The organism is Laspinema sp. D2d, from assembly GCF_025370755.1.
GTDB lineage: Bacteria > Cyanobacteriota > Cyanobacteriia > Cyanobacteriales > Laspinemataceae > Laspinema.
In genome coordinates this window covers 136,470-161,249 of sequence record NZ_JAMXFC010000003.1, presented here as the reverse complement: position 1 = coordinate 161,249, position 24,780 = coordinate 136,470, and the positions used below count along the sequence as shown (strand labels likewise).

Here is a 24,780-nt window from a genome sequence, read left to right as displayed (position 1 = left end):
GTACGCTCTTGTCTTCCCTGTCCATTAATCTATCATTTTTGATTCCCCAACCCACGGGAATTACCACTTATGCGAATCAAATTGTCCCTTATCTGACCCCTTTGGAGCCGACTTTATTAATCGGGCGGGAATTAGCTCCTTATAATTGTTATTTAGTTCCAGAAGATTTAACCCCAGATTATGGAAAGAAAGGGCATCTAAAGCGGTTGTGGTGGACTCAACAACATCTCCCTAAAATTTATAAAAGCCTGCGATCGCAACTGCTGTTCTCCCCAGTGCCCGAAGCCCCCTTGTTTTCAAGCTGTCGGTCGGTGGTGATGGTTCATGATTTTATTCCCCTGCGCTTTCCCAACAAACGCTCTCCCTTAACCTATTATCATCGCTATTATATTCCCCTAGTCTTGCAGCAAGCGACTCACATTGTCTGCAACTCCATTTCCACGGCCCGGGATATTAGTAATTTTTGTAAAATATCGCCCGATAAAATTACCCCGATTCCCTTGGGATATGATGCGGATAATTTTAAATTTTTAAACTTACCTGTGAGTAATTATTTCCTCTATGTCGGTCGCTGTGACCCTTATAAAAATCTGCATCGATTAATAGAAGCCTTTGCGAGTCTCGCCGAGGGTTCAGAGTATGAATTATGGTTAGCCGGTTCTCCTGATCCGCGCTATACTCCCGCCCTCCAGGAACAGGTCAAAGAGTTAGGATTATCTGAACGAGTGAAATTTCTGGAATATGTCCCTTATGAGAAATTGCCGGTATTGATGAATCAGGCGATCGCCTTGGTCTTTCCTTCCCTGTGGGAGGGATTTGGTTTGCCTGTTTTAGAAGCAATGGCCTGTGGGACCCCGGTAATCACCTCAAATCGGTCTTCGCTGCCGGAAGTAACCGGGGATGCAGGAATCTTAGTTGATCCGTACAATATTCGAGAAATTTCCAGTGCCATGCTGGCAGTGGCCCTGGGTGCAACTACGCGATCGCGCCTCCGGGAACTGGGTCTAGCCCGTGCCAGTCAATTTAGTTGGTCTAAAACCGGAATCTCCACAGGAGAAATTTTAAAAGACTATCTTTAAAAGGATGAATGTCAAGGATGAACAAAATCCCGACAATTCATCCTTGATCATTCATCCGTGATCCTTACTATCTTGAGACTCTTAACCGGCTTAACTCCGGATTTCAGCTTTTTACTCTTGTTTAGTAGGATATTTCTGTGGAAATGCTATTCTCCACAGTGAATCTATATATTGGTGTGTGTGTGGAGTCAATAAATTTATGGTAACAACTCCAGCCTGGACGCAAGGCTCGGGATCAAACGGCTCATCCTTAACCCTCGCCGGGGTGAATGGGTCTAAATCAGTACAAAACCCCAAACCTATTGTGGGTAAAGAGGTCATCAATCGCCTCAGCGTGGTAGAAACGGGAATTTATCTGCCCAATACTCCCTTATTTGGGACCGATGGAATTCGCGGACGAGTGGGAGATTTTCTGAATGCACCCCTCGCCTTGCAGGTCGGATTTTGGGCAGGTCAGGTCCTGAAAGCCCAAAGTGGGACAACGGGTCCAATTATTTTAGGACAAGATTCTCGAAATTCTAGCGATATGTTAGCAATGGCCCTCACTGCGGGGCTAACCTCGGCAGGATTAGAAGTGTGGAATTTGGGCTTATGTCCGACCCCCTGCGTTGCTTACTTAACGAGCGTTTCTGAAGCCATTGGCGGGGTGATGATTTCCGCCAGTCACAATCCCCCGGGGGATAATGGAATTAAGTTTTTTGGATCCGACGGGACGAAACTACCGGCTGTAGTGCAAAAACTGATTGAAGCCGGTATCCGAGGGCAGATGGACTCCGGGAATGGAACTGGGGCCTGGGGACATCAATATTATCGGCCCGAGTTAGTGGCGGATTATGCCAAAGCCTTACAACTCCCGTTGATTTATGGCAATGGAACTGAGGAATTGCCATTACAGGGAATGCGGATTGTTTTAGATTTGGCCTGGGGTGCGGCGGCGATGTTGGCCCCGGAAGTGTTTCAGGCATTGGGGGCGGAAATTATCTGCTTGCACGATCGCCCCGATGGCGATCGGATTAATGTCGGCTGCGGTTCCACCCATCTGGATGTTCTGCAATCCTCGGTCAAGGCTTACAATGCCGATATGGGATTTGCTTTTGATGGTGATGCCGATCGCGTCTTAGGGGTGGATGATAGAGGCCGCCCAATTGATGGGGATTATATTCTATATTTGTGGGGACATACCCTAGAGCAGTCCGGTCAACTCCCGGATTCAACCATTGTTGCTACGGTAATGTCTAACTTAGGCTTTGAACGCGCCTGGGAAAAATTGGGCGGTAAACTCCTGCGAACTCCCGTCGGCGATCAGCACGTCCATGCAGAAATGCTGCGTACCGGGTCCATGTTAGGCGGTGAACAATCGGGTCACATCCTCTGTCGCCACTATGGAGTAACAGGAGATGGCGTCATGACCGCGATTCATCTAGCAACGGTGGTGAGACAAAATGGCGGTTCCCTGGCGCAGATGGTGGATGAAAGTTTTCAAACCTATCCACAACTGTTACGGAATGTGCGGGTAGAAGACCGCGATCGCCGCATGGATTGGGAAAGTTGCGAACCCGTACAAATTGCGATTGATCGCGCAACTACAGCAATGGGGGATCAGGGTCGGATTTTAGTTCGCGCTTCCGGTACGGAACCCTTGATTCGGGTGATGGTGGAAGCCGCAACGGCGGAACTAGCGAATTATTGGACCGACAATTTAGTTCGAGTTGTTGAGCAACATTTGGCCGCTTAGAGTCAAATTATACGGCTAAGTTATATCCTTAAATCGGAATAAATTTAGAAAAGAAGGCGCGAGCGATCGGGTCTTCTTTTCTTTGTTTGGGGAGAATATCGCAGCCGTTGACCCGTTAAAAATAGGTGCTTTGGCAGGCTGTAGGGGCTAGAACACCCAAGGGAAGGGGTGAGTCAGCAGGGGTGCAATTTCTGGCGGAGTAGTTCTGTGATCTGCCAGGTGAGCAGAGCGATCGCCACCCCATGAACCACGATATAGCCGCCTGGGTGGATTTGATGTTATCAATAAGAAGTGATGAGTCGGGTGTGTGTGACTGTCCGTAGAAAGGCCCGCTGGTTCGAGGGTCTAATTCCTGGGGAAGATTCACCATCGGAATATGTTAAAAAGCAAGCAAAAATCTAAGAAAAAGTCCCCAACCAATAAAGAGGCACAAGCGCCTTCTCTAAGCAAAAAAGAACTGGCTGCCCAACAAAAGAAGATTGATTCCGAACGCAAAGCTATGATTCAATCGTTTCAGATCTATGGAGGTCTGGGTGCGGCGATCGGGATCCTACTTTTTTTTGTGGCAGACTTCAAGTTAGCGATCGCTGGGGGAGCTGGGGTTACCGTGTTATTACTGTCCTACAAATACCCCCGTTTAGCAATCTGGGGCTTCCTCCTCTATATGCCATTCTCCGGGACCATTACCTACTGGGTTGGCGGGGGAAATGCCATCTTTCAACTGGCTAAAGATGGGTTTTACATTCCCGGGGCGATCGCCCTGTACCAAGAAGTCAAGCGCAAAAAACTCCCCTTCCTAATTCCCCCCCAACTGGGTCCAGCGCTGAACATTCTATTGTTGGTCTGCCTGATGACTCTGTTGTTTGTCAACAGTGCTCAGCAGTTTGGCCCTCGTCCCGATGGCAAGCCCCTTCCAATGGGACTACTGGGACTGAAAGTCTTCCTCGGCTATATTCCCTTGATCGGGTGCAGTTACTATCTCATCCGTAACAAAAAAGAATTTCTGTGGCTGACGCGCACCCATGTCATTCTGGCCGTGATCTGCTGTGGACTGGGTGTTGTTCAGTATTGGCTCCTCTTCTCGGGTCGTTGCCCGGGTACAAGAGGCTATGTGGGCGCAGATTTATTTAAAGCCACCCTCGATGCTAAATGCTTGGTGGGAGGTTCTCTGGTGTTTAGTCCCGAGGTGAATATGATTCGCTTACCCGGGACCTTTGTCGCCCCCTGGCAGTGGGCTTGGTTCCTCATTGCCAATATCTTTTTTACCTTTGCTTCAGCCTTTAACGAGCCTTCCTTAATCTGGAAGATGCTCAGTTTCCTGGGAATGGTCTTAGTTTTTGTCAATTCAGTGATCTCCGGTCAACGAATTGCTCTAGCGGTTGTCCCCCTTATGACCGTTATTCTGCTGGTCCTCACGGGTCAAATCACCAATCTGAAACGATTTGTTCCCATCGCCATCGGACTCTCAATCATGGGATTTGGAGCGATGGCACTGTTCCCGGATGTAGTTACGGAACGGATCGATAGTTTTGTCAGCCGCTGGAATGCCTCTCCACCCACAGATTTTATCGCCCACCAAGCAGAATTCACCTCAAAAGGACAGGCTGGATTTTTTGGGAATGGTTTAGGCAGAGCCACCAACTCCGCTCGGATGTTCGGAGAGACAAAGCTCATCGAAACCTACTATCCTAAATTACTGTATGAAATTGGCCCGGTGGGAGTCATCGGGTTTCTAATTTTCGTGACGACTCTGACCTATCTTGCCTTTAAAACTTATCGGTCTGTAAAAGATAAAAATCTCCGAGGTTATGGCGCATCCTATTGGGTGTTTATCTTGTTTATCAGCTATAACACTTACTATTATCCTCTCGATGTAGACCCGGTTGCTGTCTATTACTGGGTGTTTGCCGGGTTGCTGTTCAAGTTGCCCGAGCTTGATCGAGAGGTGGCTCAAGAAAAACTCGAAGCTGAGGAACTTGGGTTGCTTGGGGAAAAAGGGTTATCTAAAAAGAAACCGAAAAAGAAATAAACCCCACCCCTAAACCGCCCGTTTCCCTTGCCGATCGCCTTCCACTCCTCTAAACTCTAAACTTTCAACCCTGAACTCCATGTCTTTGCCCTCGATTTCTGTAATTGTTCCAACCTACAACCGGGAAAAGGTCCTCAGAGAGACTCTCACTGATGTCCTCCAACAAGACTACCCGGATTTTGAGGTGCTGGTGGTCGATCAAACCCCCACCCATGAACCGGAAACAGATGCTTATCTGCAATCCCTCGCTGAATCTCATCGCATTCAGTGGTTGCGCCTGGATTGGGCGAGTTTACCCGGTGCGCGCAATTATGCGGTGCGCCGATCGCACGGAGCAATTATTCTATTTCTCGATGATGATGTCCAACTTCCCCCAGGTTTTCTGCACGCTCATGCTCGCAATTATCTGGATAAACCGGAAATTGGGGCGATCGCGGGACGGGTTTTTGATCGCATGAAACTCGCTGACTCTGGTGGCGGTTTAACCATCGAAGATTTACCCCCAGAAGCAATGGATCCGGGAATTGCCTGGTATTATATTGACCTGGTGCATACGGTCAAACCCCAGCAAGTCCTTTCTGTTCGCGGTTGCAATATGTCCTTCCGTCGGGAGATTTTCGACAAGTACGGATTACACTTTGATGAACGTTTCCGAGGTAGCGCCGTGCGGGAAGAGTCAGATTTTTGCTTACGATTACGACAAACCGGATACAAAATCTGGTATGAACCCGAGGCTCACTTAATTCATTTAGGAGAAGAAACCGGCGGCTGTCATGATATTAGCACTCGCTCAATTAGTTATCAAATCACCTTTTATCACAACCATTTTCTCCTGGGATTAAAAAATCTCACCCTCTCCCAATGTCTACGCTTTTTCGCTCGTCTGTTCGACTGTCATGTTCTGGGTCATCCTCCCTGCAATAAAAGTGGTTCGCCCATTAAAACCCTGGTGCGCGGATGGTTTTATACCCTGGGATTTTTCAATGCTGTGGGTACGGTTCTGCAATCCAGTTTTGAGGATGGACAAATTTACAGCCAACAAGATGAACTCGCCCATTCTCAAAAAAACTGACCTATTAATTTATTGTAGATGCTGTGAAAATTCTAGTTGCCAGCCATACTTATATTGTTGATTTAAACCGGGAAAAGTTACGAAAACTGGCCCAACTTGCGCCGGATATTGAGGTGACTGTAGTCGTTCCTCGGCGATGGCGTCCCGGTGGGGTTCAAAATAAACTTATCGAAACCCAATTTCTTGAAGAAGGGTCGTTTCGAGTAATGCCAATTTCTAATTTTAGCCAGAACAATCAAGGACTATTGACCTTTGGTGCTGATTTGATTTCCTTGTTGCGCCAGTGGCGTCCTAATATTATCCAAGTGGAACAGGGTGCAAAGGCGATCGCCTACTCAGAATTTATCACTTTAAATCGATTATTAGGATTAAAAGCTAAAAATCTCTTCTTTACTTGGTGGAATCTACCCTACCAATTAAAATGGCCGGTTTCTGTTTTAGAATCGTATAATTTACGCCATACCGATGGCATTATTGTGGGCAATCAAGATGGGGCAGAAATTTTGCGCGATCGCGGCTATTCTGGTCCCCTGAAAATCATGCCTCAACTTGGGGTCGATGAAACCCTCTTTCGTCCCCATACGCAACCGGAACTCAGGACCAAACTCGCCATTCATCCCGATGAATTTGTCGTGGGTTTTGTCGGTCGGTTTGTGGAAGAAAAAGGATTACTAACCTTACTCCAGTCTTTATCCCATTTAGCGGATAAGCCTTGGAAATTGCTATTATTAGGGCGCGGTCCTTTAAAAGAAACCTTGTTGCAAAAAGCCACAGAATTTAACCTGCAAAACCGGCTCATTTGGATTGAAAGTGTTCCTCATGATGAGGTTCAGCGTTATATTAATTTAATGAATGTTTTGGTTCTTCCATCAGAAACAACCGATAAGTTTAAAACCCTCACTTCTGCGGGCTGGAAAGAACAATTTGGTCATGTGTTAATTGAAGCAATGGCTTGTCAAGTTGCGGTAATTGGCTCAGATTCTGGGGAAATTTCCAATGTGATTCAAGATGCTGGATTAGTTTTTCCCGAAGGAAATGCTGAAGCATTGCAAGATTGCCTATTTCAACTCATGGATAACCCTAGATTTACAGAAGAATTGGCTCATCGGGGTTATCAAAGGGTAATGGAACAGTACACGAATCAGGCGCTTGCTCAACAGCAATTTAAATTTTATCAGACAATTTTAAAAGAGTAAAAATTAGAAAAAGAGTATTTTTATTTTTTGTGCGAAGTTCTTCCGGAAAATGTCAATAATAACTATCAATTTTTATTTATTTTAATTGATGAAAATTTTACAAATTATTCCGTCTATTTCCCTGGTTTATGGAGGGCCGAGTCAAATGGTGTTGGGGTTGTCCTCAGCCCTGGCGCGACAAGGTGCAGAAGTGACGGTATTAACAACTAATTCTAATGGAGATGTAGGACAAGCACCCCTAGATGTTCCCCTAAACTGTCCCGTAGAACAAGATGGGTATCAAATCCGCTATTTTCCTTGTTCTCCCTTTCGGCGTTATAAATTTTCTGTGGATTTATTACGGTGGTTATATCGACAAGGAAATGAGTATGATATTGCTCATTTACACGCCCTATTTTCTCCTGTGATTTCCGGGGCGGCAACTGTGGCAAAATGGCGGAAGATTCCTTATATTTTGCGTCCGTTAGGAACCCTAGATCCGGCAGATTTGCGTAAGAAAAAACAACTTAAGCAGATTTATACAGCCCTATGGGAACGGGGAAATTTATCCGGGGCGGCAGGGATTCATTTTACGAGTGCAGAAGAGGCTAAGATTTCAGAACGGTTTGGAGTGAAAACAAGGGATTTAATCATTCCTTTGGGGGTGAGTTTACCGGGGATGGATGGGAATTTAACAGGGGAGGAACGCCAGCAACGAGGGAAAAAGATTCGAGAGGAATTGGGACTATCCGGTGAACGCCCTTTGGTTTTGTTTTTATCAAGAATTGAACCCAAAAAGGGGTTAGATTTATTGTTACCGGCATTAGAAAAGTTACTCACCGCAGGGTTAGAGTTCGATTTTGTGTTAGCGGGAAGTAATCCCCAAGATCCAGAGTATGAGGAAAAAATTAGAGCCCAAATTGCTGCCTCCCCTTTAGGTGCTTGTACAAGTTTGCCGGGGTTTGTGCGGGGAGATTTTAAAGTATCATTGCTGCAAGCAGCGGATATTTTTGTACTACCCTCTTATTATGAAAACTTTGGGATTGCAGTAGCAGAAGCAATGGCAGCAGGAACGGCAGTTTGTATTTCTCGGGGGGTTTATATCTGGGAAGATGTGCTGGAAGCGGGTGCAGGTTGGGTGGGAGAGGGGACAGTAGAGGAAATCGCGCAATTGCTTTCAGAGGCAGTCTCCAATCCCGAGGAGTGTCAGAAGCGCGGAGAGAAGGGTCAGGCGTATGCGGCGACTCATTACGATTGGGATGCGATCGCCCAACAAACTCTAGCGGCATACAGGGAGATTCTCACCCCAGAATAAGGCGATCGCCCTATTTCGGGGATAAATACCCTCGATAGCTGAAATTTCAGAACGATTGCATTTATTCGCTACACTTGAAAATAAAGAGATTGATCTACAGTCGAGGGTTTGGGGAATGATTCATGTGGAGTAACACTGATTACAGGCAAGCTTTAGGGGTGGCAATTTTGCTGAGTCTCGGGGTAACTCCCCAGGTACAAGCGATCGCACCATCCATGAGAGAGAATTTGGAGATCTCTCAAATCCCAGGGGTAGTTTGGGTGGCGCAGGGAATGGACGAATTCCCGGAAGCTGAACGGTATTATACCGAAGGCGCAAGACTTCAAGATGAGGGGAATTTAGAAGGGGCAGTTGCGTCTTATCAGCAAGCGATTCGCCTAAATCCTAATTTTACTGAAGCGCAAATCAATATGGGAGTTGCCTTAGTCAATCTGGGGCGAATTTCTGAGGCGATCGCCGCTTACCGAAATGCCATTGCTACGAATTCCCAATTACCTGCTGCTCATTATAATTTAGCCAATGCCTTGGCACAACAACAGGAGTTCGATGAGGCGATCGCAGCCTATCGAGAAGCAATTCGTCTCCAGCCTCGGTATGATAAAGCTTATTATAATATGGGCAATATTTTAGTCAATCGCGGCGAACTCCAATCAGCCATATCCGCCTACCAAGAAGCCATTGAAATTAATCCCAATTTTGCCGAAGCTTACGGAAATTTAGGCATGGTTTTATCGGAAGGAGGCAATAAAACTGAAGCAAGTCAAGCTTTACAAACTGCCCGAGATTTATTCCAGAGACAGGGCAATTTTTCCGGAGTGAGTCGCATTGATCGCTTGTTACAACAACTGGGTACTCGTTCTAATTAATTTCAGAGTTGGGGATTTCCTCGCCCAAGGTTGAGCAACCGGGTTTCTTTCCTAAATGGGGGATATAGCGGGTTTCAACGGGATGAAATCCGAACGATCCCCCTAAATCCCCCTTGTCAAGGGGGACTTTGACCGGATAAGTGAACCTCACCTTTGAGAACCGCTATAATCGCAACAAGGGTTGCAGAAATCCGGTTTCTTGATACAGATAAAGGGTGGAGAACCCGGGTTGCTTTCGACCCTCTCGGTGAGTTAGGGAAAATGGGTGCAAAAACCCGGTTTCTTACCGTTGAATTGCTTTTTATTTAATAGCGAATTCGTGGATCGATATAAGCATTCAGCAAATCAATTCCAATACTGGCAATGACCACAATCCCCGCAAAAAAGACGACAATTCCTTGAACCGTTGGATAATCCCGTAAGGAAATTGCTTCATAGAGTCGATTGGCTAATCCCGGCCAAGAAAAGGTCACTTCTGTTAAAATTGCTCCTCCTAAAAGAGCCGCTAAGGTTAATCCCATCACCGTCACTACAGGAATCATGGCATTTTTTAAGGCATGAGCGATCGCAATTCTTGTTTCCGGTATCCCTCTTGCTCTAGCCGCTTCTACATAATCCGCCTGTAACGTTTGCTTCAAATTCACCCGCACAATGCGCTCAAAAATCCCACTAATTAGAATTCCCAAGGTCAACGATGGTAGGGCCAAATAGTGTAAGGTGGTGAAAAAATTCCCTAGATTTCCACTAAATAAACTATCAATCAGGTACAATCCTGTCGGTCCCGAGGGTGGGGTTTGGGTACTGGGAAAACGTGCGCCTACGGGAAACCATCCCAGTTGTACACTAAAAATTAACTGCATAATCATCCCTACCCAAAATGCGGGGAGAGAATAGGTGATGATACCAAACATTCGTCCTCCAACATCCCATCCAGTATTGGGATTAGAGGCGGAAAGTACCCCGACCCCAATGCCGACAATTAAAGCTACAGCCATACTTACCACGGCAATTTCCAAGGTAGCGGGGAAATATTGACCGACGATTTCCCACACGGTTTGTCCTCGGGTGGTGAGGGATGTGCCTAAGTCTAGCCTGAGCAAATCTCCCATGAAACGGATGTATTGTACCCACAAAGGTGCACCTAAGCCGAGTTGTTCTCGCAACCGGATTTTTTCAATTTCCGGCGCTTTTGGGCCTAAAATTGCATCGATGGGGTCGCCTGGGGTGGCACGCAACAGCAAAAAAACTAAGGTGGCGATCGTCCATAGCATCAAGGGTGCTAATAGCAACCGCAAGAGAATATAGGATTGAAGCGCTTTTGAACGGGACATGGGCGATATGTGAGATGCTAGGGTTTAGTAGGGGGTGGAGGGATGAGAAGTTTAGGGAAACTCCAGCATCCCAGCATCCCAGAATGGACGTTATTTTTTCAAGGTTCCAAATGGCACCGCTTGAGTTGATTCGAGGGTCGCGCCTTGGATTCCCTTACGCGCAAAGAGATATTCTTTCCCTTGCCATAGGGGAATAAAGGGCACATCTTCGGAGATAATTTGTTGGAGTTCCGTAAAAATTTGGCGGCGAGTTTCGGGGTTTTGTTCTTGGCGTTCACGCGCAATTAATTGATTGACGCGATCGCTATAGTAAAACGAACCCCACAATTTAGTTTCTCCTTCTTCACATCCGGTTTCAACTGACCCTTTGGCACAAGAAAGAAACGGGTTAATGTAGTTATCCGGGTCGAAAAAGTCCGGCGTCCAATCGAGGATAAACATGGAATAAACCCCTTTATCCAAATTATTGTAAGCGGTAGCCGCTTCAACGCTTTGCAATTGGATTTGAAGTGCTCCCCCTAATTCCTGTTCAGCGACGGCTTTGATGGTAGCGGCGACATCAGCATTAGTCCGGAGATTGGACCGATACCAAAGCTGAAGTTGCAGGGGATTTTCTGGGGTGTAACCGGCTTGGGTGAGGAGTTGTTTGGCTTGGGCAAAATTGCCATCCCCATACTTTTCTTTAAAAACCGGCTGATAATACCGTTCTAAGGTGGTGGGGATTAAGCTATAAAGCGGTTCCATTTGCCCTTGGAAAATCCGCTGTTGTAAGAGGGGACGGTCAATGATTGAGGCGATCGCCTGTCGCACTTCTGGTTTTTTTAATGCCTCATCTTTCATATTCAAAGTTAAGACATAAACCCCATTACTGCGATTAGAAATGACTTGCCAGCCTTCGCCGGGGGCTTGCTTTTCTAAACTGGTAATTTGATCCAGGTCTAATGTGCCATAGGTGAGGTCTACGGCCCCTCGACGGAAGGAGTTATAAACGTTTGCCGGACTGGAAAACTGTTGAATATCAATCCCAGTATTTATGGGTTTTTCTCCCCAGTAATCCTCAAATACATCTAATTTGATAGAATCAGTTCCATAGCTAACCAATTTATAAGGTCCGGTTCCTACAAAGGTATCCGGTTTAAATTGCCCCGCCCCAATTTGATAGGCAGTGGGAGAGACGGCAACTAAACCGGAAAAGGTTAACAAATCACTAAAGGCAGCAAAGGGCTGTTTTAACTTGAGGGTTAATTCATACTCACCACTGGCTGCTACCGATTCAACGATATTAGATAATAAAGATGAGGGAGAACCCCCATTTTCCATGAATCGTTGCAGGGAAAATTTCATGGTTTCGGCATTGAAGGGAGTGCCGTCATGATAAAGCACGCCAGAACGCAGAGGAATGGTATAGGTGACTCCATCAGGGCTGATTTGGGGGAGTGCCGTGGCGAGTTGAGGTTTGAGGGTGGTAGTACCGCTTTCGTAGGTATAGAGGCGATCGCCTAGGTTGTACAGCAACATTCCCGCAGCATTTTCGTAGGCATCCGCAGGGTCGATGGTTCTAATTTTGGCGGTGGTTCCAATGGAGATCCGATTGGGGTCACTACTCTGATTCATTCCCGGGCGATCGCCACAGCTAATCGCCAGAAGACAGCACATCGAAAACAATCCCACAAATTTAGCCCATTTGCGCCAGTGGCGATCGAAGATCGCCCCACGGATGGATCCGGTAATACTGCGATAATTTACTCTAGTGGTCTGATTCGGCTTCAATTTTTCTTCCCCTACAATTGATCAGCTAAAATTAGAAAGTTTCTCAAGTGACAAAAGCGATCGCCCATTAGTTTATTTGCTTTCGGTCAGATTTAAGGGTTCACCGGACAACTTCCCGGTTGCCACCCTCTCTCCTATTTGTTTTCACCTCTGAATAGACTTGAAGTTTAGCATGGATTCTACAATAAACTGGCAGGACAATTTTTCGCCCTAGAGTACCACCCCCATTGGAAAATCCAGGCAACTACCTCAAGAAAAAATCCGGATTTCCTCAGAAGATTGTGGACCCCTCGATTAGGACGGGTTCCCCACCAGCCAATAGGTCAGCATTTCTCCTTTGCCTTTTACAGAAATCAGTCCCCGTTGTTCAAATTCAAATCGGTCTTTTAAGCGTTCATAAACCGCCTCAGTCACCTGAATTTTCCCCGGCAATCCGCTGGATTCCATTCTTGAAGCGGTATTCACCGTATCTCCCCATAAGTCATAGATGAATTTGCTCATGCCAATCACTCCCGCAATGGCAGGACCAATATGAATCCCAATTCTCAGTTCAAAGGTTTGTCCTGTATGCTGATTTAACTGCGCTAACTCCCGTTGCATATCCAGGGCCATTTGAGCCACTTCAAAAATAGCATCCGCACAGGGAACAGGTAATCCCCCGACCACCATATAAGCATCCCCAATGGTTTTAATTTTTTCTAAGTTATGGTGTTTGGCTAACTTGTCAAACTGAGAAAAAATTTTATTTAATAATTCTAATAATTTTTTAGGAGACATATTAGCAGCAAACTCGGTAAATCCGACTAAATCTGCAAAAATGACACTCACTTCTTCAAAATGATCCGCAATGGGATTTTCTCCTTTTTGCAGCCGAGTCGCTATCGGTTGAGGTAAAATATTGAGCAGCAAGGCTTCGGTTTGATTTTGTTGAAACTTCAGCGCTTCCTGGGCTAACTTCCGTTCCGTAATATCGGAAACAATGCCTTCATAATAGAGAATATTTCCGGTACTATCTCTAACGGCACGGGCGGTTTCAGAAATCCAAATAATACTTTTATCTTTACAAAAAACCATTGATTCAAATCCCGACAGTGAATTTTGAGCCGCAATTGACTCGATAAATTCTTGGCGTCGGTCGGGATTAACATAGAGTTGAGTGTTGATGTTTTTAATACTCTGTTGTAATTCCTCCGCAGAAGCATAGCCATAGATTTTTGCCAAGGCCGGATTGACGCTCAAATACTGTCCATCTACCGTGGATTGAAATATCCCAGCTATGGCATTTTCTACGATACTATGATAGCGTTCTTCTGCTATGATTAAGGCTTCTTCTGCTTGCTTGCGATCGCTAATATCTCGGGCTACCACAATTACCGTATCTTCCCGTACCGGCGACACTGCCGCAGAAAACCACATCTCTTGTCCGCGATCGCTTAGACAGTAATCAAAATGCAAAGTTTCTCGCGTCTCTAAGACTTGACCAATCACATTTAACCAGGTTTCTGCTGTATCTGAGTCAAATAATTGTTCAATAGTTTGGCCCACAATATCGGAATCGGGTTGATATAATCGCATCCAATTACTGGGTAAAATATCCAAATTGCTAATATTTCCGTCTGATATACTCACCAGGGTGACAATATCAGTCATCGCCTCAAAAACGGCCCGCATTTTTTCCTCAGCAGACCGCAGTTTTTCTTCTAATAATTTTCGTTCATTAATTTCCGCTTGAAGTTGCAGATTTTGATGAGCCAGGAGTTCAGTCTGTTCTTGCAGTTGCTTTTGCAGTGCCCGTTGAGACAGGTGGGTTTCTAGTCGCGCCAGAATTTCTTCGACTTGGAAGGGTTTGCTAATGTAGTCAATTGCCCCAAATTTAAAAGCTTTTGCTTTATCAAATCCTTCAGTGAGCGCACTTAAAAAGATAATCGGAATATCCTGGGTTTGCGGATTTTCTTTTAAAATTTGGCAGACTTCATATCCATCCATTTCTGGCATCATGATGTCTAGCAAAATCAAATCGGGTTTTTTAATTTCCACAAATTTTAAGGCTAACCCACCATTGGTCACCCCTCTAACGCTATAATTATTTTTTCTTAATAAATTAATTAATACTCTTAAATTAGTCGGTACATCATCGACGATTAATATATCGGCGCTATATTCCGGCTTTTCTGAAAAATTTAGGGGGTTAATTGCTGATGCACCTTGCTCGGCCATAGTATGTACTAAAATAAGATATTATTCCAATCATTGAATCAGCTTTTCAGACTGCTATACTCTTAAAAAGATTAGCTTTCTTTGGTGGAGTCAAACCCCTTCAACAATCACCCTGAAGTTCTCAAACATAGCCGGTTTAACCTTATCTGCCCCAAGGTATCCACCGGGAGCAAACCCGAAGCACCTCCCCTGCGATCAAAGCCCTAATGGCAATGTTACCCCAGCCAGACTTACGCATCCCCTTAAGCCTAGGGGCAGTTCATGAAAGGTCTTGATTTGATCGGGTTGACCTCCCTAGGAATATCATAAATTCTGTCCCGGTTTCCAAAGGATATCTGCTTATCATTGTACTATAGCTACTCTCTATCCATTTGACAATGAATCCCAGAGTGAAAGTCTTATAGGGCAAGCATTCCACCTCGCTATCTCTAGGCCAAAATGATTGAGGGTGGCTATATAGAGCGCTTTAATGATTAGGACAATGTTTAATCTTTCACAACTGGATCTGTGAACCCCTCAAAGCATCACGGATTACCTATTCGCTACCTGCGATTTACATAGGCCCAGAGATAGGGTATGGAGTTTTTACTAGACCTCTTTAAAATTCCGGTTAAATCCCCCCAACCTGTGCTGTTAGATGCCCCTTTCGTCTTTTTTATCAGAGGGAAGCCAGCGGAATAAAGGTGGGATTTAGGGATCATTAAGAGCAGTCTGCTGACTTATTGTCCCATCCAATCGGTCGAGCCACTGCTCATTTCCAAATATTATCATTTGGATTTATTGGGTAACCTGAACTCAATTAACCGATAATTTAATGGCTCGTTAGGATTATTCTGCCTAGGGAGAATCTTGTTCTGAGTAATAATATTGAGCGGGACAACGCCGAGTAGAAAGATTGATGCGATCTCCTCGGGATCGATCAGATTATGCAGCCTGGGGGTAGCCCGGATGAGAGCGCTTTGGAGTGGGCAATCTCCAGTCTTAACGGGACCTGGGTGATGAATTCCTCTAGCCACCTGTCTGAGAATAAAAGCAGCGATCGCCCTCTAAATTTACTACTCCATCTATATCTTAAGGCTGATGTATGTAGGCACAATCCCTTGATAACCTTAACTCAGATAAGGGAGGCCGAGAGGGTGCAAGACCTGCAACCCCCGAATTCCCATCCAATGGAAATTTTAGACCAGGAGAACCATAATATGCCGTCTATCAGCTTAAAATTACCGACTTTGCGTCCCCTCCGCTTTTTGCTGGCCGTCTGTGTGTCTGCCCTACTCTTTTTCACGAGTGCCTTCCCTGCTTATGCCACGACGAGCAGCCCGACGAAAGGTGAGGATCAGATGCTAAAGATTGAGAAGAAATCCCTAGAAGCGATCGGAGATGATCCTTATACCCTCGAAGATGAGATTGATGAAACGAATCCCGGTTTGAATGGCGTTCAAGGGGCTGCAGATCAAGATAAAATGATCTCCCCAGCCGATGCCAAAGCCGATGGTGCAACCTCGTTTATCGATCAGGTTAAGAACTCAGTTGAAAACATCACGGGTAAGGATTAATCTCTAAGGCGAATTTGGGTATAAAATATTCGGAAAAATCCCAAGTTAGTACAAGGTAAATTAGAGTGAGTTAGTTCCTCAAGAGAAAGGTTTTAGACCTTTTCCCTTGAGGGACTAATTTACTTTTTCTAAGGGTTATAAGAACCCGCACCCTGTTCGGGAAGTGTTCGGCTTAGAAAGGGTGAACGTCTGTTTTCTGGATGGGTTGGATATTAACTACAACTGCCAAAGTCGCAGTCGCAACTTGAACAATCCAGGGCGCTCTCTTCAAGGGGACTACAGTCGCTGCAAGTTATTCCCCCACAACAATCCAACAGGTTGAGGCATTCTAGGCTGTCTGTACAGGCATCGCACCCGACTCCTGGGGCTAATTCAGTACCGGCACAATCTCTGAGGCGGTTGGGACTGGAACGCTTGGGCTTTTTTTGAGGTCGATCGCTGGCACAAACTTGGGACCGGAGAAGGTGATGCGCTTCTTTACAGGCGGCAAATCGGTGTTGAGATAGGGCGATCGCCCCGAATAAGCCCCTTTGCGCGACGGCGGTTTTGATGTATTGAGAACAGGAGTCCCCACCGTAGAGGATTCGATGAGCGCAGGAAAAGCCTTTATGGGGGGAGAGGTGTTTTTGATAGCCGCTAATCGAGGCGATCGCGATCGCCCTCAACAATCGCGAATCCAGTAACAGCCGCGAATCCAGTCCATTCGAGTTCATGTTGCCCCAGGGAAAATGGCCCTTATTTTCAGTCCAAGTTTATTCTTTTACCCAGACTTAATTCCAGCATCCGCCAAACCCGACCAATTGTGTCGAAATATTAAGCTCTGTTTCATTTTCTTCACATCTAGGGGGGTAAGCTGACCAGAAGGGATTCGTCCGTGATACCATTGCTTTCCGTAACCGTGACAGATAGGGAGAACTTCTTTGGCACTACGGGTTGCTGTTGTTGGATCGGGACCGGCTGGTTCCTCTGCTGCCGAAACGCTTGCAAAAGCAGGGATTGAGACCTACCTGTTTGAGCGCAAGCTGGATAATGCGAAGCCTTGTGGCGGGGCCATACCCCTATGTATGGTGAGTGAGTTTGATTTGCCCGATCACATCATTGATCGTCGGGTGAGAAAAATGAAAATGATCTCCCCGTCTAATATCGAAGTCGATATCAATTTAGAAAAACAAGAAGAATATATTGGGATGTGTCGCCGGGAAATCCTGGATGGATTCCTGCGCGATCGCGCTGAGAAATTAGGTGCAAACCTGATTAACGGCACTGTTCACAAACTGGATATTCCCACAAACAATACAGATCCCTATGTTTTACACTATGCGGACCATTCCGATGGCTCCGTGGCAGGGACCCAAAAAACCCTAAAAGTGGATCTGGTCATTGGGGCTGACGGGGCGAACTCTCGCGTCGCCAAAGCCATTGATGCCGGGGATTATAACTACGCGATCGCCTTCCAAGAGCGGATTCGCCTCCCGGAAGACAAAATGGCCTATTACAATGACCTGGCCGAAATGTATGTGGGAACCGACGTTTCCCCAGACTTCTATGCCTGGGTCTTCCCCAAATATGATCATGTGGCCGTCGGAACCGGCACCATGAAAGTCAACCAAGCTTTAATCAAAAAGCTGCAAGCTGGTATTCGCACCCGCGCCGCCAAACGGCTAGAAGGGGGCGAAATCATCAAAGTGGAAGCGCACCCCATTCCGGAACACCCGCGTCCGCGTCGAGTGGTAGGTCGTGTCGCCCTCGTTGGAGATGCCGCCGGTACCGTCACAAAATCATCTGGGGAAGGGATTTATTTTGCAGCCAAATCCGCCCGGATGTGTGCCGAAACCATCGTCGAGTTTTCTGAAGGCGGGACCCGCGTTCCAACTGAAGAGGAACTGAAAATTTACCTGAAGCGTTGGGATAAGAAATACGGCATCACCTACGCGGTCCTGGATATTCTGCAACGAGTCTTCTATCGCACCGATGCCACGCGGGAAGCCTTCGTAGAAATGTGTGCCGATATGGATGTTCAGCGCATGACGTTTGACAGCTATCTGTATAAAACCGTCGTTCCCGCCAATCCTTTCGTGCAAATGAAGATTACCGCGAAAACGATTGGTAGTTTGCTCCGGGGTAACGCCTTAGCACCCTAGAACTGCCCAGAACAGGATCCAGCTAGAGCCGATGACTCGGGAAAGTTGGATTCTGTTTGGAGTCATCCTGAAGCTGATCCTGACAATCAGTTTTTCTGGAAATTCCGAGAAAGAGCGCTCTCCCGCGACATTAAGCAGTTTGGGGGAGCGTTTTTCTGTTTTTACGATGGAATCATGAAACGACCTGGATCCCCGAGCAGTATCACCCAAAGGAGTAGAACTTCAGGGAGTTCAGAAAGCCGAAACTCCCCATCCGGTTCTTCCTTCCTTGTGGGGTGAGACTATACGGCTTGTGGGTTTTCGTTAGCCGGTGCAGTGCTGGGTAACTCTAAGCAATAACCGGCACCATAAACCGTTTTAATGTAGCGAGGATGTCGAGGATCGGGTTCGAGTTTCGTCCTTAGATGTCTAACATGAACCCGAATGGTTTCGATATCATCATCGGGGTCATATCCCCAAACTTCTTTGAGAATTTCACTGGGAGAGACCGTTTGTCCGTGACGTTGCAACAGGCAGTGCAACAGTTCAAATTCCAGGTGAGTCAGCTTGACCGTGCGATCGAACCAAATAGCTTCAAACCGTTCGGGGACGAGGGTTAGGGGTCCATAGTTAAGAATCTCCGCGTGTTTGGCAGCCTGGGGAATGCGATCGGTGCGTCGCAACAAGGCTCTCACCCGTGCAAGCATTTCTTCAACTTCAAAGGGTTTAGTCAGGTAATCATCAGCACCTGCATTGAAACCTTCGACCTTATCATGAGTTTGACCTAAAGCTGTCAGCATCAGGACGGGTATATCGGCTGTACGCTCATCACGCCGCAGCCGTTGACATACTGTGAATCCATCCACCCGAGGCAGCATCAGATCGAGCATGATTAAATCGGGGATCAGTTGCAGCGCAAGCGCTTGACCTTTGATGCCATCTTCCGCTTGACTGACTTCATAGCCAGCCATCTCCAGATTGACGGCGACTAATTCCGAGATTGCAGGGTCATCGTCAATGACGAGTATCCGGGGCATGGTTCAAAATTTTGAAAGACTGGGTTGATTACGGTTCATAAAGAACCATGTAGAGAATCGTAAAGATTCCTCTACAAATTATAAGCAAGGATTCTAAAATCTTTCCAAAGAATTATTCCCAGATTTACACGGCTTAGATCCGGGGGTGGGTCCGCGATCGCATTTGACCCATAATTTGTCATCGAAGGGATAATTTTTAAACAAATAAACCCATTTTCCAGGGTTCTCTCTCTGGAATAAAGGTATTTTTCCCTGGCAATCTTCTGGCGATCGCTCCCGGGCGACAATCCGGAGGCTATTCCGGGCTAGAGGTGTGTAAATCCCCAGGGGTATTAAAATTTCTTAACATCCGAAATTCCGCAGGGCCTACTTCCAGAGGAGTAGTCCCAATCTGGGGTAACCACCGTTGAAACGATCGCCCCCCTTCCTCCAGAAACTGCCGCAACGGTTCTAAAGCCGATCGCCGGTAAAATCCACACATCGGATGCCAAAGCGTTCCCTGCTGCGGCACGAGGGCCAGACTTTCCAGGGGTAGATGGGGCAGTTGATCGGCCCACTGTTGGACGATCGCCGGATCTAATAAGGGTAAATCACAGGCTAACAACAACACCCACTCCGCCTCAATCTGACTCAACCCTTCCCACACTGCCCCTAGAGGACCCCGTTGATGCTCCGTTTCTGCCAGCGCCTGTACTGTCCTTCCCGAGATCTGTTCCGGACTCAGCATGGACTCATAGCGGTCCGGCCAAGGGGTGATGTAATAAACGTGGGGTGCACAGTGACAGGCTACTTCACAGACACGCTGGAGTAGGGGCTTCCCTTTCCAAAGGATTTGGGCTTTATCTTCCCCCATGCGGGAACTTTGGCCTCCGGCGAGGACCAAGGCAGCGAGTTGGGGATAGGTTGGAATGGATTCGCTCATCGTTTGCTACGGCATTGGTACAGGGGTAAGAAACCGGGTTTATGCACAAAATCTCTGCTAATGGGTCATAAATTCGGGCAAGAAACCCGGTTTCTGGTCTATTAATCTGGACTCGCAAGGGTTAAGGCAAAAGCGATCGCGAACTCACCGCTTGAGTAATTTCCTGGAGTTTAGCCGCAACTCGACCGCTCTTAAACCCTTCCCGCGCTTGAGCAATACCGCTAATCAGATCCCCAGCAATCCCCGAATGCCACAGATAAAACCCCCCACTCCAAACGGCAGATTCCATTAGTTCACTGGGTTCACCCCGTAGGACTCCTTGCATTTGGGTGGGGAATGCTTCCGATTGGAAGGGGACATTTTCTGGGGTAAATCCGTAGTCCCGAGGATGGAGAAGCAGACGCTGGAACGGCTCGGATTGGGGAGACTCCGACTCGGAGACCGTAGGTAGGGCAACAGTTTCGGAGGGATTGCTATATCCAATAATGGCGGTGCGTTCCCGAGGTAAATCGCAACTGCCTTCTAATCCTTTGACTGTGGTTAAACGGGAGTCCCCGCGTAATTCTAAAGCATCGCGAAACATCAGTTCAGTGGGGGGATGGACGAACCCAGCGACGAGGTGGCGATCGCCTTGATAGGGAGCCCAAATCAGTTCTAAGGTAGCGATCGGCGGTCGTTTTCCTAATTGCTCGCGGTAGGGAACTAGACTCGCAGCTTCGGGAAACTGTTTGGGAAGATACACGAATCCGATTCCGGTTTCTTCTAAAACGGACTGGACTTGTTTGAGTTCGAGGGTTCGCCAGTTTACCCCCAAGGCATCCCAAATTTCTACAAAAGGAATGCCATACTTAGTGGGCATTTGATCCCCGCCGTGGAGGAGAACAGGTTGACCGTAACTGGCGAGGAGGATAGCACTGAGGACTGTGACAGGTGCGGTTCGCGATCGCCCATCGTAGGGACATCCCCAAACCATCACCGGGGACGAGGCGGCGATCGCTCCGAGTTTTGGCCCAATTTCGTCGTAGGCATCCAGCATTCCCGCCAATTCTTCCCCGGTTGGACGCTTGATACGGTGAGCGATCAAAAATGCGCCGATTTGTGCTGGGGTTGCTTCCCCGATTAGCATCATCCGCATTGCATCGGCTGCTTCCGTGCGGGAGAGGTTTTCGCTGGTGTGGGGACCGCTGCCCACTTTTTTGACAAATTCTCTGAACGCTGTACTCATGAGTGAGAGGAGGAGTGAATAAAGGGGGAAAAACGGGGAAAATAGGAGAATCTTGGCCGGGGTGAGGAATTGGTTCAAATGAACCTCAGAGCCATTGAGTAGAAATTCCAGTCCTCAACCCGGTGCAACCTTGATGGGCAAAAAGTCATGAACCAGTTGCCAAAAGTGTTGGATGGGGGGAATTTGGAGGCGATCGCTCGTGGTGACAATAACCACTTGCCGATTCCAACAAGAATCCCCCCCCAATGAAGGGTAAATTCCATTCACAGGGGAGGGGGTGGAAGGGGAATCCAGTTGATCGACTGGGGGTAGAGAGCGAATGGCAACTTTCGGATCGCAACGGGCTTCCACTAAGGCTGATTCAGGCAACAGGGCCACCATATCACCTTCCTGGACGACCCCGCGAAACGCATCCGGAGTATTTAACTCCAATACGGCACGCAAGGTTAGGTTGTATTTAGCAAAGATATCTTGAACTAACCGTTGCATTCCATAGCCATCTTTAAAAACCACTTGAGGATAACGGGCTAATTCTTGCCAGGGTACGGGGTCATATTGAGCCAGGGGATGAGTGGCTGCCATTAACACTTGAATGGACTCATTGTAGAGAATGTCAACGACCATTTCTGAGCTAGAGGTTAATAGGCGATTATTCATGACGATCGCCAGATCCACGAGGCCATCTTTCAGGACTTTTAAAGCGCGATCGCTTCCTAAAGCCGTCACCCGTAACTGAACCTCCGGATACTGCCGACAAAATTTTCGTAAAATAGGCGGTAAATAATAGGCACAAACTGAGTGAATTGCAGCGACACAGAGTTCGGGCTGTTTTCCTTCTAATAAATGGCTCAGTTCTTCTCTTGCGGTGTGCCATTCCTGACAAATTTTGCGGGCATGGGGGAAAAATCGCTCTCCCGGCAAGGTTAATTTAGCCTGAGCGGTACGATGAAATAATTGCAAGCCGAGTTCTGCTTCAAGAGACTGGATTTGACGACTAATTGTAGATTGAGTGACCCCGCATCGACGGGCGGCTTGTTGAAAGCTACCCGTATCAGCAATTGCCATAAAAGCTTGTAACTGCTCTAGGCGCATATATGGAGAGATAAATAAGATTTTTCCGCCTTTTTTATCTTACCTGAAAAACCCCCAAATTTTTCGTACAAATGGATACGAGATTTTCAGGTATTTTCTCTATCCTTGGTTGATCTGGGGATGAATTGCATCGGAGTTCGGGACCATCCCAAGGCGATCGCACCGAACCTGTGAAAAGTCTTCTCAGTGAGACCCCACTCTAATCCCCTCCCCTGGGTTAAGGAGAGGGGACCGGATGCAGAAGGGTTAGGTTTTGATGGGCTAAAAAGTTTCCTACCCCATCCCACGTTGATGGTCAATATTGAATCAGCCCACGCGAGGGGGCTTGATTCTGAGAGATTCTCCGGTTCAGGATGCCGCTCCTTTAAAAAGTAAATGTGGTTCGGAATGTCCCGATAAACACATCACTATTCTCATTATTTTGATTGGGTGCTGTTAACCAAATTAACCCGGGAGTTAGGGAAATATTGGGAGTAATTTGATACTTATACATCCCTTCAATATGAAAGGGAGTATCCTTAGAAAACTCCGGATTTCCAGGTACATCCAGGTCGGTTAAATGGGGTTCAGCCCCGACAATTAAGCTGGCAAAAGAACCGGGAGTTCCTAAATCCGGTAAAACCACCGTAGCCGCATAATTCCAAATATCAGCATCTCCCAATCCAATCAGTCTTGCACTGGTTTTGGCAATCCATCCACCGACAATTAAATTGGGAGTAATTCGCAGGGATGTATTGACACTATAAGAGTTACTAACGACGGGGGTCGCTCTTAAGGAGGGACTGAGGGGATTCAGCGCTGCCGGGGAAAGAGTTCCTAAATTTGTACCCGTTCCACCATAAGCAAAGCGAGGAGCAGAGGTACCTTCATAGGCATGAATATAGGTCAAACCCACCTGAAATCGACTGCCTAAAACAATCTGTCCCAAAGCCGAGTAGTTCCCATCCAATAACCCAGCGCTTGATATGGGAGTTTTGGCTTCACTGGCTAAGTAACCGGCATTAATTTCTAAATTACTGCCTAGAGTATATTTAACCCCTAAACCGGCACCCCCCAGGGTAAAGCGATAAATGGGATTACGTTCGGCGAAGCGGGATATAGCGCCTGTGGCACCGCCACCGGCTTCTAAGAAGGGGTTGAGGGTATTGGCATAAAATTGATGCCCTCCGGCATTGGCGAAAATCCGCACGCTTAACTTATCACCAACGGGAAAGAAATAGTGCAGGCGGTTGAGGGTAACGGTGTTATTGGTCGCCCCATCAAAGGCATAGCGCCCTTCATTCGTCCCTAAGACAGGCTGAAAGGAGTTGCCGATATTGCCCATTTCTAGGCGAGTAAAGAGGTTATCTCGACCTGTAAAACTGGTGACAAAGTTGAGGCGAACCCGATTGCTCAAGACGGTTTCGACGTCAACATCGTCTGTGAAGGCATCGGCGAGGGTGAAAGCGGCTTCACCGGCCAGTTTGGTGGTGGGGGAGAACTGATTGGCTTCGATTTCAACCGTTCGCAGTTCAAGGTTGTCTACGCGATCGCGCAGGGTGGCAAGTTCGGCAGAAAAGTCCTGTGTTAACCGCGTGAGTAGGTCGAGATCCCCGGTGTTGACGTCGAGATCATTGATGCGATCGGTGATGACTTGGAGACAGGCGTTTAAACTGGTGGCAAATTCATAGCGGGTCATCGCCCGATTGCCCTGATAAGTACCATCCCCATATCCCAAGAGACAATTGTACTTGGAGGCTAGGTTTTGGAGGGCTTGAAATGCCCAGTCTGTGGGACTGACGTCGGTGAACTCGGAAACAGAGTTAACTTGTTCTAACGGACCGAAATCTAAATCAGCTTGGGAATAGAACTCAATTTGTTGCAGAAGGTGACTTGCCTCATCCCCCGAATCTTCCCGGGAAGAAGGGCCGATCGCCGAGGGGTCTGAGTCGAGTGGATCTGGGTTGAATTCCCCCGCGACAGGTTCGCTGACTGGGGTAGAGGCAGGATTTAAGGGGACGGGTTCACCCGCAACCGCCCGGATGCCCAGTAAGTTGAACCCTAAAAGGAGTGGGGTAGTCAGGATGAAGATTGACGAGAGTTGAGACATCATGGGTTGCAGATAGTCCTGAAGGTAAGAGGAAATTCGAGGAACGAATCCGACTCGATCCGGTGTTTGCCCGGATTCGCGCCTTTGTTAACTGCATCTTAATCTCCCAACAAATCTCATCCTCAAGCGGTAGGTTTTGTAGCGATCGCT

The 24,780-nt window shown here is 47.2% G+C and carries 18 protein-coding genes; 9 read left to right on the top strand and 9 right to left on the bottom strand.

The window, feature by feature from the left end; genetic code table 11:
• The first annotated feature begins 8 nt into the window (after positions 1–8).
• The 7 genes from NG796_RS03335 to NG796_RS03305 all read left to right on the top strand — a co-directional run bounded on the left by NG796_RS03335 (position 9) and on the right by NG796_RS03305 (position 9,271).
• Entirely contained in the window at positions 9–1,079 is a 1,071-nt protein-coding gene (locus NG796_RS03335) for a glycosyltransferase family 4 protein (RefSeq protein WP_261204500.1), read from the top strand.
• Between the two features lie 199 nt (positions 1,080–1,278).
• A complete protein-coding gene (gene glmM, locus NG796_RS03330; protein ID WP_261204499.1) occupies positions 1,279–2,814 on the top strand; it encodes a phosphoglucosamine mutase in 1,536 nt (511 codons plus the stop codon).
• Positions 2,815–3,190: 376 nt separating this feature from the next.
• The gene (gene hpsL, locus NG796_RS03325) at positions 3,191–4,843 is read left to right on the top strand and encodes a hormogonium polysaccharide biosynthesis protein HpsL (RefSeq protein WP_261204498.1); all 1,653 of its coding nucleotides are present in this window, start codon (positions 3,191–3,193) and stop codon (positions 4,841–4,843) included.
• 79 nt (positions 4,844–4,922) lie between these two features.
• The gene (gene hpsN / locus NG796_RS03320; RefSeq protein WP_261204497.1) at positions 4,923–5,915 is read left to right on the top strand and encodes a hormogonium polysaccharide biosynthesis glycosyltransferase HpsN; all 993 of its coding nucleotides are present in this window, start codon (positions 4,923–4,925) and stop codon (positions 5,913–5,915) included.
• 23 nt (positions 5,916–5,938) lie between these two features.
• Positions 5,939–7,111, top strand: coding sequence for a hormogonium polysaccharide biosynthesis glycosyltransferase HpsO (gene hpsO / locus NG796_RS03315; protein WP_261204496.1), 1,173 nt, complete (start codon positions 5,939–5,941; stop codon positions 7,109–7,111).
• 88 nt (positions 7,112–7,199) lie between these two features.
• The gene (gene hpsP / locus NG796_RS03310; protein WP_261204495.1) at positions 7,200–8,405 is read left to right on the top strand and encodes a hormogonium polysaccharide biosynthesis glycosyltransferase HpsP; all 1,206 of its coding nucleotides are present in this window, start codon (positions 7,200–7,202) and stop codon (positions 8,403–8,405) included.
• A 122-nt stretch (positions 8,406–8,527) separates the two neighbouring features.
• The gene (locus NG796_RS03305; protein ID WP_261204494.1) at positions 8,528–9,271 is read left to right on the top strand and encodes a tetratricopeptide repeat protein; all 744 of its coding nucleotides are present in this window, start codon (positions 8,528–8,530) and stop codon (positions 9,269–9,271) included.
• Between the two features lie 305 nt (positions 9,272–9,576).
• Here the strand turns inward: NG796_RS03305 and NG796_RS03300 are convergent, their stop codons facing one another.
• The 3 genes from NG796_RS03300 to NG796_RS03290 all read right to left on the bottom strand — a co-directional run bounded on the left by NG796_RS03300 (position 9,577) and on the right by NG796_RS03290 (position 14,589).
• Positions 9,577–10,602 carry an ABC transporter permease gene (locus NG796_RS03300; protein ID WP_261204493.1) on the bottom strand — a complete coding sequence of 342 codons (1,026 nt, stop codon included), beginning with the start codon at positions 10,600–10,602 and terminating at the stop codon, positions 9,577–9,579.
• Positions 10,603–10,692: 90 nt separating this feature from the next.
• Positions 10,693–12,372, bottom strand: coding sequence for an ABC transporter substrate-binding protein (locus tag NG796_RS03295; protein ID WP_261204492.1), 1,680 nt, complete (start codon positions 12,370–12,372; stop codon positions 10,693–10,695).
• A 294-nt stretch (positions 12,373–12,666) separates the two neighbouring features.
• Complete coding sequence (locus NG796_RS03290; RefSeq protein ID WP_261204491.1) at positions 12,667–14,589, bottom strand: adenylate/guanylate cyclase domain-containing protein; 1,923 nt, start codon at positions 14,587–14,589, stop codon at positions 12,667–12,669.
• A 1,136-nt stretch (positions 14,590–15,725) separates the two neighbouring features.
• On the opposite strand from NG796_RS03290, the gene NG796_RS03285 reads away from it, so the two are divergent.
• A complete protein-coding gene (locus tag NG796_RS03285; protein WP_261204490.1) occupies positions 15,726–16,145 on the top strand; it encodes a low temperature-induced protein in 420 nt (139 codons plus the stop codon).
• 212 nt (positions 16,146–16,357) lie between these two features.
• Here NG796_RS03285 and yidD read toward each other — a convergent pair whose 3' ends face one another.
• The gene (gene yidD / locus NG796_RS03280) at positions 16,358–16,858 is read right to left on the bottom strand and encodes a membrane protein insertion efficiency factor YidD (protein WP_261204489.1); all 501 of its coding nucleotides are present in this window, start codon (positions 16,856–16,858) and stop codon (positions 16,358–16,360) included.
• A gap of 207 nt (positions 16,859–17,065) precedes the next feature.
• On the opposite strand from yidD, the gene chlP reads away from it, so the two are divergent.
• A complete protein-coding gene (gene chlP / locus NG796_RS03275) occupies positions 17,066–18,286 on the top strand; it encodes a geranylgeranyl reductase (RefSeq protein WP_254567100.1) in 1,221 nt (406 codons plus the stop codon).
• 281 nt (positions 18,287–18,567) lie between these two features.
• On the opposite strand, the gene NG796_RS03270 is transcribed toward chlP, so the two are convergent.
• From NG796_RS03270 to NG796_RS03250, 5 genes are all read right to left on the bottom strand, one after another.
• Positions 18,568–19,302: a response regulator transcription factor gene (locus NG796_RS03270; protein WP_254567101.1), complete on the bottom strand. Its 735-nt coding sequence runs from the start codon at positions 19,300–19,302 to the stop codon at positions 18,568–18,570.
• 295 nt (positions 19,303–19,597) lie between these two features.
• Complete coding sequence (locus NG796_RS03265) at positions 19,598–20,224, bottom strand: molybdenum cofactor guanylyltransferase (RefSeq protein ID WP_261204488.1); 627 nt, start codon at positions 20,222–20,224, stop codon at positions 19,598–19,600.
• A gap of 121 nt (positions 20,225–20,345) precedes the next feature.
• On the bottom strand, positions 20,346–21,449 hold the full coding sequence (locus NG796_RS03260) for an anthranilate phosphoribosyltransferase family protein (RefSeq protein ID WP_261204487.1): 1,104 nt from the start codon (positions 21,447–21,449) through the stop codon (positions 20,346–20,348).
• 114 nt (positions 21,450–21,563) lie between these two features.
• On the bottom strand, positions 21,564–22,541 hold the full coding sequence (locus tag NG796_RS03255) for a LysR family transcriptional regulator (protein ID WP_261204486.1): 978 nt from the start codon (positions 22,539–22,541) through the stop codon (positions 21,564–21,566).
• A 364-nt stretch (positions 22,542–22,905) separates the two neighbouring features.
• Complete coding sequence (locus tag NG796_RS03250) at positions 22,906–24,633, bottom strand: iron uptake porin (RefSeq protein ID WP_261204485.1); 1,728 nt, start codon at positions 24,631–24,633, stop codon at positions 22,906–22,908.
• Positions 24,634–24,780 lie beyond the last annotated feature (147 nt).

Excerpts from the sequence above, each read along its gene's own strand:
- glmM (WP_261204499.1), top strand. The coding sequence starts at position 1,279 with ATGGTAACAACTCCAGCCTGGACGCAAGGCTCGGGATCAAACGGCTCA.
- NG796_RS03260 (WP_261204487.1), bottom strand. The coding sequence starts at position 21,449 with ATGAGTACAGCGTTCAGAGAATTTGTCAAAAAAGTGGGCAGCGGTCCC.
- NG796_RS03305 (WP_261204494.1), top strand. The coding sequence starts at position 8,528 with ATGTGGAGTAACACTGATTACAGGCAAGCTTTAGGGGTGGCAATTTTG.
- NG796_RS03290 (WP_261204491.1), bottom strand. The coding sequence starts at position 14,589 with ATGGCCGAGCAAGGTGCATCAGCAATTAACCCCCTAAATTTTTCAGAA.
- yidD (WP_261204489.1), bottom strand. The coding sequence starts at position 16,858 with ATGAACTCGAATGGACTGGATTCGCGGCTGTTACTGGATTCGCGATTG.
- hpsN (WP_261204497.1), top strand. The coding sequence starts at position 4,923 with ATGTCTTTGCCCTCGATTTCTGTAATTGTTCCAACCTACAACCGGGAA.
- NG796_RS03265 (WP_261204488.1), bottom strand. The coding sequence starts at position 20,224 with ATGAGCGAATCCATTCCAACCTATCCCCAACTCGCTGCCTTGGTCCTC.
- NG796_RS03250 (WP_261204485.1), bottom strand. The coding sequence starts at position 24,633 with ATGATGTCTCAACTCTCGTCAATCTTCATCCTGACTACCCCACTCCTT.
- hpsL (WP_261204498.1), top strand. The coding sequence starts at position 3,191 with ATGTTAAAAAGCAAGCAAAAATCTAAGAAAAAGTCCCCAACCAATAAA.
- NG796_RS03270 (WP_254567101.1), bottom strand. The coding sequence starts at position 19,302 with ATGCCCCGGATACTCGTCATTGACGATGACCCTGCAATCTCGGAATTA.
- NG796_RS03255 (WP_261204486.1), bottom strand. The coding sequence starts at position 22,541 with ATGCGCCTAGAGCAGTTACAAGCTTTTATGGCAATTGCTGATACGGGT.
- hpsP (WP_261204495.1), top strand. The coding sequence starts at position 7,200 with ATGAAAATTTTACAAATTATTCCGTCTATTTCCCTGGTTTATGGAGGG.
- NG796_RS03300 (WP_261204493.1), bottom strand. The coding sequence starts at position 10,602 with ATGTCCCGTTCAAAAGCGCTTCAATCCTATATTCTCTTGCGGTTGCTA.